Source organism: Streptomyces sp. NPDC031121, assembly GCF_055570615.1.
Genome location: NZ_JBVIGV010000012.1, coordinates 164,825 through 177,634, shown reverse-complemented (window position 1 = coordinate 177,634; position 12,810 = coordinate 164,825). Strand labels below are relative to the sequence as shown.

10 protein-coding genes are annotated in these 12,810 nt (G+C 72.5%); 6 read left to right on the top strand and 4 right to left on the bottom strand.

All coding sequences use genetic code 11. The features are described 5' to 3' along the window. Nucleotides 1-27: 27 nt before the first annotated feature. The 3 genes from ectB to ACZ462_RS23410 all read right to left on the bottom strand — a co-directional run bounded on the left by ectB (nucleotide 28) and on the right by ACZ462_RS23410 (nucleotide 2,737). Nucleotides 28-1,296, bottom strand: a complete 1,269-nt coding sequence (gene ectB, locus ACZ462_RS23420) for a diaminobutyrate--2-oxoglutarate transaminase (RefSeq protein ID WP_467804630.1) — start codon at nucleotides 1,294-1,296, stop codon at nucleotides 28-30. An 80-nt stretch (nucleotides 1,297-1,376) separates the two neighbouring features. Beyond that, complete coding sequence (gene ectA, locus ACZ462_RS23415) at nucleotides 1,377-1,922, bottom strand: diaminobutyrate acetyltransferase (RefSeq protein ID WP_467804631.1); 546 nt, start codon at nucleotides 1,920-1,922, stop codon at nucleotides 1,377-1,379. A gap of 407 nt (nucleotides 1,923-2,329) precedes the next feature. Next, on the bottom strand, nucleotides 2,330-2,737 hold the full coding sequence (locus ACZ462_RS23410) for a four-helix bundle copper-binding protein (protein ID WP_467804633.1): 408 nt from the start codon (nucleotides 2,735-2,737) through the stop codon (nucleotides 2,330-2,332). A gap of 552 nt (nucleotides 2,738-3,289) precedes the next feature. Between ACZ462_RS23410 and ACZ462_RS23405 the strand changes: the two genes are divergently transcribed. Continuing rightward, nucleotides 3,290-4,630, top strand: coding sequence for a hemolysin family protein (locus tag ACZ462_RS23405; protein WP_467994447.1), 1,341 nt, complete (start codon nucleotides 3,290-3,292; stop codon nucleotides 4,628-4,630). 89 nt (nucleotides 4,631-4,719) lie between these two features. Then, nucleotides 4,720-5,220, top strand: coding sequence for a universal stress protein (locus tag ACZ462_RS23400; protein WP_467804634.1), 501 nt, complete (start codon nucleotides 4,720-4,722; stop codon nucleotides 5,218-5,220). A 317-nt stretch (nucleotides 5,221-5,537) separates the two neighbouring features. Here ACZ462_RS23400 and ACZ462_RS23395 read toward each other — a convergent pair whose 3' ends face one another. Beyond that, a complete protein-coding gene (locus ACZ462_RS23395; protein ID WP_114054924.1) occupies nucleotides 5,538-6,065 on the bottom strand; it encodes a MarR family winged helix-turn-helix transcriptional regulator in 528 nt (175 codons plus the stop codon). A 452-nt stretch (nucleotides 6,066-6,517) separates the two neighbouring features. Between ACZ462_RS23395 and ACZ462_RS23390 the strand changes: the two genes are divergently transcribed. The 4 genes from ACZ462_RS23390 to ACZ462_RS23375 are packed head-to-tail and all read left to right on the top strand — an operon-like array spanning nucleotide 6,518 to nucleotide 12,784. Beyond that, nucleotides 6,518-8,020, top strand: a complete 1,503-nt coding sequence (locus tag ACZ462_RS23390; RefSeq protein WP_467804786.1) for an aldehyde dehydrogenase family protein — start codon at nucleotides 6,518-6,520, stop codon at nucleotides 8,018-8,020. Between the two features lie 50 nt (nucleotides 8,021-8,070). Continuing rightward, nucleotides 8,071-9,609 carry a GMC family oxidoreductase gene (locus tag ACZ462_RS23385; RefSeq protein ID WP_467804636.1) on the top strand — a complete coding sequence of 513 codons (1,539 nt, stop codon included), beginning with the start codon at nucleotides 8,071-8,073 and terminating at the stop codon, nucleotides 9,607-9,609. Beyond that, nucleotides 9,609-10,805: a quaternary amine ABC transporter ATP-binding protein gene (locus ACZ462_RS23380; protein ID WP_467804637.1), complete on the top strand. Its 1,197-nt coding sequence runs from the start codon at nucleotides 9,609-9,611 to the stop codon at nucleotides 10,803-10,805. The genes ACZ462_RS23385 and ACZ462_RS23380 overlap by 1 nt, the downstream gene beginning before the upstream one ends. Then, nucleotides 10,802-12,784, top strand: a complete 1,983-nt coding sequence (locus ACZ462_RS23375; RefSeq protein ID WP_467804638.1) for an ABC transporter permease subunit — start codon at nucleotides 10,802-10,804, stop codon at nucleotides 12,782-12,784. Before ACZ462_RS23380 ends, ACZ462_RS23375 begins: the two co-directional genes overlap by 4 nt. Nucleotides 12,785-12,810: the final 26 nt, after the last annotated feature.

The window sequence follows — 12,810 nt, the reverse complement described above, 5'->3', positions numbered from 1 at the left end:
GGTGCGGTGCGGGGTCGCGGCCGGTGGTCAGGCGGTGTCGCGGACGGCACGGGCGAGGATGCCCAGCCCTTCGTCCAGCTCGCTCGCGGTGACGGTGAGGGGCGGCAGCAGCTTGACCACCTCGTCCTGGGGGCCGGAGGTCTCGATGAGCAGGCCGTGTTCGAACGCCTTGCGGCACACGGCAGCGGCGCGCTCCTTGTGGCTGAACTCCAGGCCCCAGACCAGGCCGCGCCCGCGGTACGTGGCGCCGAGCCGTCCGTGCTCCGCGCACAGCTCGCGCAGGGACCGCTCGATCCGCCCGCCGTTGACCAGGGTGTGTTCGCGCAGGGCTCCGTCGCGCCAGTAGGTCTCCAGGGCGGCCGTCGCGGTGACGAAGGCGGGGTTGTTGCCGCGGAAGGTGCCGTTGTGCTCGCCCGGCTCCCACAGGTCGAGTTCGGGCTTGAACAGGCACAGGGCCATGGGCAGCCCGTACCCGCTGATGGATTTGGACACCGTGACGATGTCGGGGACGATCCCGGCCTCCTCGAAGGAGAAGAACCCGCCGGTGCGGCCGCAGCCCATCTGGACGTCGTCGACGATCAGCAGCATGTCGCGCCGCCGGCACAGGTCGGCCAGACCGCGCAGCCACTCGGCCCGCGCGACGTTGACCCCGCCCTCGCCCTGGACGGTCTCCACGATCACCGCGGCGGGGTGGTTGAAACCGGAGCCCTGGTCCTCCAGCAGGCGCTCGAACCAGAGGAAGTCCGGAACCCTCCCGTTCAGGTAGTTGTCGAACGGCATGGGAGTGGTGTGCACGAGGGGGATGCCGGCCCCGGCACGCTTGAAGGCGTTGCCGGTCACCGCGAGCGAGCCCAGCGACATGCCGTGGAACGCGTTGGTGAACGACACGACGGCCTCGCGCCCCTTGGCCTTGCGGGCGAGTTTCAGGGCCGCCTCGACGGCGTTGGTACCGGTCGGGCCCGGGAACATGACCTTGTACGGCAGCCCTCGGGGTTCGAGCACCGCCGACTGGAACGTCTCCAGGAAGGCGCGCTTGGCCGTGGTCGACATGTCCAGGGCGTGTGTGATCCCGTTCCGCCCGATGTAGTCGAGCAGGGCGCGCTTGAGGACGGGATTGTTGTGGCCGTAGTTCAGCGAGCCCGCCCCGGCGAAGAAGTCGAGGTAGGTGCGGCCCTGTTCGTCGTGGATCCGGCTTCCTTCCGCACGGTCGAAGACGACCGGCCAGGCGCGGCAGTAGCTGCGCACCTCCGACTCCACGGCGTCGAAGACGGTCCGGCCAGGTGCTGTCGTGGTCAAGGTTCTTTCTCCAGAAGTGTGGGGATACCGACTGCCTCGTGAGGCGGCGTCGGTTCGGTGCCCGCGGCGCGCGGGCCCGTTCAGAAGGACAGGGGCGCGATGCGGTGGAGCACCTCGGACTCGTGCCGACAGTCGGCGAACCGGTCCGCGGGGAAGAGGGTCTCCTGCGTGACGCGGGCGCCGTGCCGCTCGGCGTACGAGGTGAAGAGCCGCTCGGACGCGGAGTTCCCGGGGGTGATGGTGGTCTCCAGGCGGTCGATGCCGTGCTCGGTGGCGACACGCAGGGAGAGCCCGTCGAGCAGCGCCCCGCCGACGCCCAGACCGCGCACGGACTCGTCGACCGCGATCTGCCAGATGAACAAGGTGCCCCGAGCATCTGGACGGACGTAGCCGGTCACGAATCCCATGACCCGCCCGGTGCGGTCACGGGCAACGGCGGAGGTGCCGGCGAAGTCACGGCACCAGAGCAGATAGCTGTAGACGGAGTTCACGTCCAGGGTCTTCGCCTCGCGCGCCAGCCGCCACAGAGCAGGGCCGTCCTCGGGCCCGGGGCGGTCCAGGCGCAGGCCGGAAGGCGAGCGGAGCGGTGTTCGGAGGGCTGCCGGGTCTGCATGAGCAGTGGTCATGCGGGCCGAAGTTACCCAGCAGCGGACGAAATGACATGCGGCGCAGGGCTTTTGCTGCGGGCGTTGACTGTGATATCCGCGCGAACCGATTCGGTGGCGAGGAAACCATTCGGCACCCGATCGGCGTACGGATATGTCCGGATATCCCCCCTGGGGCGGCGGTTGGTAACGAGAACGCAACGCATTTGCTCTGTGCCAGATTTGCGACGTAAAAGTTACCTCTTCGACGGGCGGGGGGAGGTTTTCGGCGCAACGGCCTGGATACAGGGGCGTGGCGGTCGGCGGCGGTCCCGAGTCCGGGCTCCCGGGAGCGTGGCCGCCTCGGGCGGTAGGGCAGGGCATGCCCGAACACCCGCGGCGGCTACCCGGCGGCTACCCGGCGGCGCCCGGACTGCGGGACTCCGGTTTCAGCCGAGGACAGCCAGCAGCTCCTTGCACGCCTCCTCGCACGACCTGCACGCCCCGGCACAGACGCGGCAGTGCTCGTGGGCGTCGGCGTGCGAGGCGCACTCGTCGCCGCATGCCTTGCACACCGCTGCGCATGCCTTGAGGATCGCGCCGGTGACGTTGGCGTCGTAGCCGGTGTGCCGGGAGAGCACGGCCGCGGTGGCGGTGCAGATGTCGGCGCAGTCCATGTCCGTGCGGATGCACTTGGTCAGTTCGCTCACCATGCCTTCGGACAGGCACGCGTCCGCGCAGGCCGTACAGGCCTGCGCGCACGCGATGCACTCCTCGATGCAACGCGTGAGCTTCGCGTGGTCGATGGAGCCGAGGTCAGCCGGATGGGTGGCGAGCATCTCTTCGACGGTGGTCATGCCGGTGCTCCTTTCACCTTGCGGTGTGTCGCGGACCGGGTGCCGTCCGGTGCTCTGCGCGGCTGCCACGCGCTCAGCTCGTCCCGCTCCGCCCGGTCCAAGGGCGGGTCGCCGCGTTGGCGATCAGGAAGAGCCCCGGCCCGGCCCCGGTGGGTTCCAGCGGCGCCTACCCCGAAAGGCCGGGAGGACACGCGCACGCCGTCGCCCGGCAGCGAGCCGGTGGACCAGGTTCCGGTGCCCACCCGCGTACCGGCGATCCGCCGACCGCCGACCGCCGACCGCCGACCGCCGACCGGCGTCCGGCCCGTCCCGCAGAGCAGTCCGGTCCACCATGCTGTCGCCTTGGAGGGCGAGGCGGTCGTCGGCGTGGTCACCGGCTCCGACGTCAGCCGGGGTGACATCATGGCTTGCCTCTTCCGGCTGGTGGAAGCGGGCCGCCCGGGGTCCGGCCGCGCGGATCGGCCGGCCCGGATCCAGCCGCCGGAGACGGATGCAGCAGCCGCCGGAGTCGGGCCCGGCCCACTCCCCTGACCGAGAGCGGAGGACAGGGCGCTGAACGGATACGGGTGGGACATCGCGCTCATCGCCGCCCTCATCGTCCTCAACGCGCTCTTCGCGGGCACCGAGATCGCCCTCGTCTCCCTGCGCGAAAGCCAGCTGCGCAGGCTGCGCCGGAAAGACGGGTCCGCCGCGGCAGCCCGCCTCGTCCGGCTGACGGACGACCCCAACCGCTATCTCGCCACCATCCAGATCGGCATCACCCTGGCAGGCTTCCTCGCCTCGGCCACCGCCGCCGTGTCCCTGGCGGAGCCGCTCGTGCCCCTCCTGGCATTCGCGGGCCGGGCCGCAGCCCCGCTCGCCGTGGCCCTGGTCACCGCGCTGCTCACCTTCGTCACCCTGGTCGTCGGAGAGCTGGCACCCAAACGCATCGCGATGCAGTACCCGCAGCGCTGGTCGCTCATCGCCGCCACACCGCTGAACGCTCTGGCGACGCTGGCCCGTCCCGTCGTCTGGTCGCTCGGCGAGACGACGAACCTCCTGGTCAGGCTCCTGGGAGGCGATCCGAAGGCTGGCAGTCAGCCGCCCACCCCGGAGGAGCTCCGCGACATGGTGGTCAGCCACCGGGGACTGACCCCGGAACAGCGCACCATCATCTCCAGCGCCCTGGAGATCCACGAGCGGACGCTCCGCGTGGCGCTCGTTCCGCGCCGTGCCGTGTTCACCCTCTCGTCGGAGGTCTCGGCGGCCCGGGCCCGCACCGAGCTCGCCCGTGCAGGGCACTCGCGGGCACCTGTGGTCACGGCGGCCGGCTTCGAGGAAGTCGTCGGCGTGGTCCACATCAAGGACGTGACCACCAGCGAGGACGACACCCCGGTGGGTGACCTGGCACGCCCGGCCACCGTCTTCACGGAGTACATGAAGGTCGCCGAGGCGCTGCGCCGCTTCCAGGCGGACCGGCAGCAGTTCGCCCTCGTCACCGACGAACACGGGTCGGTGGAGGGCATCGTCACCCTGGAGGACCTGCTGGCGGAGATCGTGGGGGAGATCTACGACGAGACGGTCCGCGACAGCCAGGACGTGATCCCCCAGCCGGACGGCTCCTGGCTGGCACCCGGCTCCTTCCCCGTCCGCGGCCTGCCCGACCTCGGGATCGATCCGTCCGACCTCGCGGAAGCCGGCACCTACACCACCGTGGCCGGCCTGGTCCTGCACAAGCTGGGCCGCCTCCCCGAATCGGGCTCCGCCGTCGAGGTCGGGCGTTGGGCGGTCGAGGTCACCGCGGTCGACAAGGACGTCATCGAGGAGGTCCGGATCCGGCCCGCGGCCGGGGGATGGCCGCCGGACCGCGAGCCCTCGGCCGGCCGGCGGAACGGGGACACGACCACCGAGTAGGTGCGGCGGAGTCCGGGGCGCGACGGCGGGGAGTACTCCCCTGAGCCGGAAACGGGTGGACACACCTCCGGTGGGCAGGGGCAGGGCACATGACCCGGAAGGAGGCGGTCATCATGGCCGGCACAGGCCTGGGCCTCCGCGTCGTGGTGGGCATCGACGGCTCCGAGCCCTCATACGAGGCACTGCGCTGGGCGGTCCGGTACGCAGCCGTCATCGGCGGTCACGTCGATGCCGTCGCGGCCTACGACCTGCCCGGCGGCGTGGGTTGGTCCGCTCCTGCGGTGGACGCCGACTTCGACGCCGCACATGCGAGGTCCAAGATGAGGGAGGAGCTGCGGACTGTGGCCCGGGAGGCGTGGTCGGACGTACGGATGGAAGACCGCCTGGTCCGAGGAAGCCCGGCCGAGGTGCTCCTTGCGGCAGCCGAGGGAGCGGAGGTGCTGGTCGTCGGCAGCCGCGGCCGGGGCGGCTTCGCCGGCCTGATGCTGGGGTCGGTGAGCCAGCAGTGCGCCAGGCACGCCCCCTGCCCTGTGGTGATCGTCCGCAGAGGTACGGGTACGGGTGCGGACCCGGCCGGTGAACAGGCCTGAGACGCCGTGGACCGGCAGCCTGCACGGCACGACCCGGCACCGTGGCGTCGCGGGTGCGGGGCGGGCCGGCCGGGGCGTGCACCACGTGCTGCTCCGCGTCCCTGAGCAGCGCCCGCCGCGCCGCAAGGGGCGCCGCGCATCAGAATTGCCAGAGGCGGTGAGTTCGGCGCCGCCCAGGGGAGAGTGACCGGCGCGGTCGATGTGCCGCTCTGGTGCTGGAGAAGAGCCTGTCGGTCGACAACCTCTTCGTCTTCGCCGTGATCTTCGGCTACTTCAAGGTCCCCCGCGCGCGCCCCTGCGCCGCCCCCGTGGGGCCCCTACGGGGTGTCGTCCGCGGGGTCGGACCAGCCCAGGGGGAGCGGATCGGCGTCCCCGGCCCCGGAAGACGGTTCGCGGCCGGCGGCGTTGAAGGCGTTCAGCGCGGAGACGAGGGCGCTGCGCTGGGAGGGGTCGAGCCGGCGCAGGATGCCGGTGATCTCCGCTCTGCGCCGTGCGGTCACGTGCCGGACGACCCGCTGACCCTCCTCGGTGAGGCTCTGCACTGTCTCACGCCGGTTGGCGGGGTTGGTCCGGCGGCTCACCAGGCCGGCCGCGATCAGCCGGTCCACCATCCGCATGGCGGTGGACGGCTGGACTCCGAGGTGCTCCGCGAGCACCACCAGCTTGGACGGCCCGCGGGTCGACAGGACCACGAGCATCCGGAACTGCGGCAAGGTGATGGTCTCCTCGACCGTCGCCAGCGACCGTGCCGACACGGCCACCAGCAGGCGGGACGCCGTCAGTACGGCGCGCGTGACGGCCTCGATGTCGTCCTGCGCCGGGTCGGTCTCCTGATGCTCGTGCATACGACCCTTTGTACCCTGCGCCGACGGTCTGCTTGTCCGGTTCCGGCGTGGCCAAACCCACGAATCGCCCTCAAAGGCATAACGTTCCGATCGCGAACATGGCACTGAGCAAAGATGTTGTCTTTTCGTTATCGAGTCCGTTTTGTGCCGCCTTCGACCCATTTGCTCAAACATCTTGTTGACTTTGTCACTTTGCGGCGAGTGGAGGCGGCTGCGGGGATAGCACTCCGGCCTGCCCAGGGCAAGGCCCGCGCCCCATGCGATTTCACTTTCTGCTGGGTAAGTTCGGCCCGCATGACCAGTACCCGCCCTCCGGCTCACCGGCGGCGGCCCCGGAGCGGGTCCCGTCCCGGTGGACCCCGTGGCCCACGGCCCTGTCATGCCGGCGGTCCGCGCCGCATTTGCAGCCGCACGGCGGAGCGGGCCGGCTCGAAGCAGAAAGCACCGAAGTGTTGTTGACACGAACGACCATCCACGCGGACGGCACCTGGCGCGACGCGCTGAGCGGTGAGACGCGGGACATCCTCGACCCGGCGGACGGCCGGCCCTTCGCGGTCGTGGCCGAGGGCGGCGCGGCGGACGCCGACGCCGCCGTCGCCGCGGCGCGTACCGCCTTCGACTCCGGCGCCTGGCCGGGCACGCCGGTGGCCGAGCGGGCCGCGCTGCTGCGCCGGGCCGCCGGACTCCTCGTCCGCGACCGCGAGGAACTGGCCCTGCTCGAAAGCCGCGACGCCGGGAAGACCCTCGCGGAGGGGCGGGCCGACGTCGACTGCGTCGCGGACGCCTTCCGCTACTTCGCCGACCTGGTCCTGGCCGAAGGGGCGGGCCGCGTCGTCGACGCCGGCAGCGACACCGTCCACAGCGTCGTCGTGCACGAACCGGTCGGCGTGTGCGCGATGATCACCCCCTGGAACTACCCGCTGCTCCAGGCGAGTTGGAAGATCGCCCCGGCTCTGGCCGCCGGCAACACCTTCGTCGTCAAGCCCAGCGAGATCACCCCGCTCAGCACCGTCGCACTGATCGCGCTGCTGGCCGAGGCCGGACTCCCGAACGGCGTCGCGAACCTGGTCACCGGCCCCGGCCACACGGTCGGTGCCCGCCTCGCCGAGCACCCCGGCGTCGACCTGGTCTCGTTCACCGGCGGGCTCGCCAGCGGGGTGAAGGTGGCGCAGGCCGCGGCCCCCGGCGTCAAGAAAGTGGCCCTGGAACTCGGCGGAAAGAACCCCAACGTGGTCTTCGCCGACAGCTGCCGGACGGAGGAGGGCTTCGACACCGCCGTCGACCAGGCCCTCAACGCCGCGTTCATGCACAGCGGGCAGGTCTGCTCCGCCGGCTCCCGGCTGATCGTCGAGGAGTCGGTACGGGAGCGCTTCGTCGCCGAGCTGAGCCGCCGGGCAGCCCGGATCAGGCTGGGCCGGGGCACCGAGGAGGGCGTCGAGTGCGGCCCGCTGGTCTCGCAGGCCCAGTTGGAGCGCACCGAGGAGTACGTCGCGTCCGCGCTCGCCGAGGGAGCCGTGCTCCGCAGCGGCGGACGCCGCCCCGAGCCCTCCGCCACCAGGCCCGCCGGCGGGTACTTCCACGAGCCCACGGTCCTCGACCGCTGCCACCGCACCATGCGCGTGATCCGCGAGGAGGTCTTCGGCCCCGTCCTGACGGTGGAGGCCTTCCGCACCGAGGACGAGGCGGTCGCACTCGCGAACGACACCGAGTACGGGCTCGCCGGAGCCGTCTGGACCGCGGACGCGGCCCGGGCCCGCCGGGTCGCCGGCCGGCTGCGCCACGGCACCGTCTGGATCAACGACTTCCACCCCTACCTCCCGCAGGCCGAGTGGGGCGGGTTCGGGAAGTCGGGCGTGGGGCGCGAACTCGGCCCCTCCGGCCTCGCCGAGTACCGCGAGACGAAGCACGTCTACCAGAACCTGGCGCCCCGCCCCGTCCGGTGGTTCTCCGGCTGAACCCGCGGCCCCCGTACGCCCCCCCCCACGCTTCATGGAGTGAACACAGCATGTCCGACCGCACCTACGACTACGTCATCGTCGGCGGTGGCACCGCCGGTTCGGTGATTGCCTCCCGCCTCACGGAGGACCCCGCCGTCACCGTCGCCGTCATCGAGGGCGGCCCGTCCGACGTCGACCGCCCCGACGTCCTCACCCTGCGCCGCTGGACGGGCCTGCTCGGCGGCGACCTGGACTACGACTACCCCACCACCGAACAGCCCCGCGGCAACTCCCACATCAGGCACAGCCGGGCCCGTGTCCTCGGCGGCTGCTCCTCGCACAACACGCTGATCGCGTTCAAGCCGCTGCCGTCCGACTGGGCGGAGTGGGCCGCGATGGGAGCCGCCGGCTGGGACGCCGCGTCGATGGACCCGTACTTCGGCAAGCTCCTCAACAACATCGTCCCGGTCGACGAGAAGGACCGCAACGCCATCGCCCGCGACTTCGTCGACGCGGCGCAGGACGCCCTCGGCGTGCCCGAGGTCGAGGGATTCAACCGCAAGCCCTTCCACGAGGGGGCCGGCTTCTTCGACCTCGCCTACCACCCGGAGGACAACAAGCGCTCCTCCGCCTCCGTCGCCTACCTGCACCCCTTCCTGGACCGGCCCAACCTGCACCTGCTGCTGGAGACGTGGGCGTACCGGCTGGAGTTCGACGGCGTCCGCGCCACCGGCGTACGGGCGCGCACCGCTGACGGCGAGGAGCTCGTCGTACGGGCCTCCCGCGAGGTGGTCGTCTGCGCCGGAGCGGTGGACACCCCGCGGCTGCTGCTCCACTCCGGCATAGGGCCCCGCGAACAGCTGGCCGGACTCGGCATCGACGTCCGCCACGACCTCCCTGGCGTCGGCGAGAACCTCCTCGACCACCCGGAGTCCGTGATCGTCTGGGAGACCCGCGGCCCGATCCCCGAGAACTCCGCGATGGACAGCGACGCCGGACTGTTCGTGCGCCGCGACCCGGAGTCGGCCGGACCCGACCTGATGTTCCACTTCTACCAGGTCCCCTTCACCGACAACCCCGAGCGGCTGGGCTACGAACGGCCCGCGCACGGCGTGTCGATGACACCGAACATCCCCAAGCCCCGCAGCCGCGGCCGGCTGTACCTGACCAGCGCCGACCCCGAGGCCAAGCCGGCCCTGGACTTCCGCTACTTCACCGACGAGGACGACTACGACGCCCGCACCCTCGTCGACGGCATCAGGATCGCCCGGAAGGTCGCCGCGACCGAGCCGCTGGCGTCCTGGCTCGGCCGCGAGGTCTGCCCCGGCCCCGAGGTCACCGGCGACGAGGAACTGAGCGAGTACGCCCGCAAGGCGGCGCACACCGTGTACCACCCGGCCGGCACCTGCCGGATCGGCGCCGAGGACGACGCCCTGGCCGTCGTCACCCCCGACCTGACCGTCCGCGGCCTGGAGGGCATACGGATCGCGGACGCGTCCGTCTTCCCCACCATTCCCGCCGTCAACCCGATGATCGCCGTCCTGATGGTGGGGGAGAAGTGCGCCGACCTCCTTGTCTCGGCCGGCCATGCGAAGGAGGCCGCCTGATGGCCCCCCACGATCCCGTCTTCTCCGTCCGCGGCCTGTGGAAGGTCTTCGGTCCCAAGGCCGGCCGCGTGCCCGGCGACCCGGGGCTCGCCGCCCTGTCGACCGCCGAGATCCGCGAGCGGACCGGCTGCACGGCCGCCGTCCGCGACGTCTCCTTCGACGTCCGCCGCGGCGAGGTGTTCGTCGTCATGGGCCTGTCCGGTTCCGGCAAGTCGACCCTCGTACGCTGCCTGACCCGGCTCATCGAACCCACCTCGGGCGAACTCGCCATGGACGGCGAGGACGTCCTCGCCATGGACCCGCCCCGGCTGCGCGAGCTGCGCCGGCACCGTGCCGCGATGGTCTTCCAGCACTTCGGCCTGCTGCCGCACCGCACCGTCCTGGACAACGTCGCGTACGGCCTGGAGATCCAGGGCGTCGCCAAGGACGAGCGGCGGGAGAAGGCCCGCGAGGTCATCGCGAAGGTCGGCCTGGCCGGCCTGGAGGAGCGCCGCCCGAACCAGCTCTCCGGCGGCCAGCAGCAGCGGGTGGGCCTGGCCCGCGCGCTCGCGGCCGACCCCGAAGTCCTCCTGTTCGACGAGCCGTTCAGCGCCCTCGACCCGCTGATCCGCCGCGACATGCAGGAGGAGGTGGCCCGGCTCCACCAGGAGGAGGGCCGCACGATGGTGTTCATCACCCACGACCTCGCGGAGGCGCTGAAGCTCGGCGACCGCATCGCCCTCATGCGGGACGGCGCCATCGTGCAGCTCGGCACGCCCGAGGAGATCGTCACCAGCCCCGCCGACGACTACGTCCGCGACTTCGTGCGCGACGTGCCGCGCGAGCAGATCGTCCCGGTGTCCCGGGCGATGCGCCCGGCCGTCGGCGACGAGGCCCGGCGGGGCGCGGTGCTCGCCCCGGACGCCACGGTCGCCGAGGGCATCGCGGCGGTCGCCCGGGACGGCGTCCCGGCCCGGGTCCAGGCGGACGGCGAACTCGTCGGCGTCGTCGACCAGGCGCGGCTGCTGGCCGTGGTCGCAGGCCTCGAACCGGGCCGCGAAAACGCGGCCGGGGGCGAGGGTGCGGGCGCGCTGAGGCGGGCGGACACGGTCGAGGCCGTCCCCGCAGTCCCCCGCGCGCGGACCGACTCCGGCGTACCCGCCGGAAAGGGCCCGGCCGCGGCCACGGACACCGACACGGACCCGGTGACCGCATGAGCACCACCGCCACCTCCCGCCCGCCCGTCAGCGGTGATACCCCCCGGGCCCGCGCCGGGGCGGCCGTCCGCCGCCCCTGGCGGCCCGCCCTGCCCTCCACCCCGGCCGTGCTGCTGGCCCTGGCGCTGCTGCTGCCCACCGCCGCACTGCTCGCCGACGGCGGCTGGCCGCAGGCCCTGCGCCTGGACCTGGCCCCGCACCTCGACACCTTCGCCGACTGGGTGGTCGACAACCGCGAGACCCACCCCGTCTTCCTGTACTTCCTGCTGCACCTGTCCAACGCGGCCACCGACTCGGTCGCCCTCGTCCACGACCTGCTCACCGCCGTCGGCTGGGCGGGCGTGCTCACCACCGCCACCGCACTCGCCTGGTACGCGGGCGGCGGGGGCCGCAAAGGCGCCGGCCCGGCCCTCGTCGCCTTCGGCTCGCTGGCCGGCTGCGGACTCCTCGGCCTGTGGGAGCAGTCGACCGAGACCCTCGCCCTGATGCTGGTGTCCGTCGCCGTGGCGACCGTGCTCGGACTGCTGCTCGGCCTGGCCGGAGGACTCTCCGACACCGCCCAGCGGCTGCTGCGCCCGGTCCTCGACACCATGCAGGTGCTGCCGTCCTTCGCCTACCTGCTCCCGCTCGTCCTCGTCTTCGGCATCGGCACCCCTTCCGCGCTCATCACCACGGTGATCTACGCCGCCCCGCCGATGGTCCGGATGACCGCGCTGGGCCTGCGCGGCGCCGACCCGGCCGTCCTGGAGGCCTCCCGCTCCCTCGGGTCGACCCGGTGGCAGCGCCTGCGGACGGCCCGGCTGCCGATGGCCCGGCCGCAGCTCTTCCTCGGCCTCAACCAGACGATCATGATGGCCCTGTCGATGGTGGTCATCGCCTCCGTCGTCGGCGCCGGCGGCCTCGGCGAGAGCGTCTACCAGGCACTGAAGACCCGCAACTTCGGCCAGGGCCTCGCCGCGGGGCTGGCCGTCGTCCTCCTCGCGGTGTGGCTCGACCGGACGACCGCGGCGGCCGGGGCCCGCGGCGGCGTCCCGGTCGGCCGGCGGGCAACCGGCGTCGCCCTCGCGGCGGCCGCCGGCGGCCTGCTGGCGGGCCGCGCCCTCGGCGAGTGGCCCGAAGCGCTCACGGTGGACATCGCCGCACCGCTGAACACCGCCGTCGACTGGCTGGTCCGCAGCGTGTACCAGGACGTCCCCGTGCTCGGCGGCACCTCCGTGTGGGCGGGCAACGCCACCAGCTGGGTGCTCAACCCGCTCAACGACGGCCTCCAGGCCCTGCCGTGGTGGTCCCTGCTGCTGCTCGCCGCCGCCGTGGCCCGGCTCGTCGGCACCTGGCGGGGCGCGCTGACCGCCGTACTCGCCCTGGGGTGCACCGGCGTGCTCGGCATCTGGGGCAAGGCCCTGTACACGCTCTCCCAGATCCTCGTCGCCGTCGCCCTCACCCTGGTCCTGGGCTTCGCCATCGGCATCCTCGCGGCCCGCGTGCGGGCGGTCGAGCGGCTGCTTCGCCCGGTGTTCGACGCCATGCAGACGCTCCCGCAGTTCATCTACCTCATCCCGGTCGTCCAGCTGTTCAACGCGGGCCGGGTCGCCGCGATCACCGCGGCCGCCGTGTACGCCCTGCCCGCCGTGGTGCGGGTCACCACCCAGGGGCTGCGGCAGGTCAGCCCGGCCGGCATGGAGGTGTCCCGCTCCCTGGGCGCCACCACCTGGCAGCAGATCCGCGACGTGCAGTGGCCCCTGGCCCGCCCGGCGCTGCTGGTCGCCGCGAACCAGGGCGTCGTCCTCGTCCTCGCCGTCGTCGTCATCGGCGGCCTGGTCGGCGGCGGGGCACTCGGCTTCGACGTGGTCAAGGGCCTCACCGCGGGCGAGCTCGGCACCGGCCTGATCGCCGGCGCGGGCATCGTCTGCCTCGGCCTGGCCCTCGACAAGCTGACCCAGCCCGCCGACCGCACCGCCTCCGCCGGCACCCGGCACTGACCGGCCTCCCCCCTCAACCGAAAGGC

Bases quoted from the DNA above. Each gene is read 5' to 3' on its own strand.
- ectA (WP_467804631.1), bottom strand. From the start codon at position 1,922: ATGACCACTGCTCATGCAGACCCGGCAGCCCTCCGAACACCGCTCCGC.
- ACZ462_RS23410 (WP_467804633.1), bottom strand. From the start codon at position 2,737: ATGACCACCGTCGAAGAGATGCTCGCCACCCATCCGGCTGACCTCGGC.
- ACZ462_RS23400 (WP_467804634.1), top strand. From the start codon at position 4,720: ATGACCCGGAAGGAGGCGGTCATCATGGCCGGCACAGGCCTGGGCCTC.
- ACZ462_RS23395 (WP_114054924.1), bottom strand. From the start codon at position 6,065: ATGCACGAGCATCAGGAGACCGACCCGGCGCAGGACGACATCGAGGCC.
- ACZ462_RS23385 (WP_467804636.1), top strand. From the start codon at position 8,071: ATGTCCGACCGCACCTACGACTACGTCATCGTCGGCGGTGGCACCGCC.
- ACZ462_RS23380 (WP_467804637.1), top strand. From the start codon at position 9,609: ATGGCCCCCCACGATCCCGTCTTCTCCGTCCGCGGCCTGTGGAAGGTC.
- ACZ462_RS23375 (WP_467804638.1), top strand. From the start codon at position 10,802: ATGAGCACCACCGCCACCTCCCGCCCGCCCGTCAGCGGTGATACCCCC.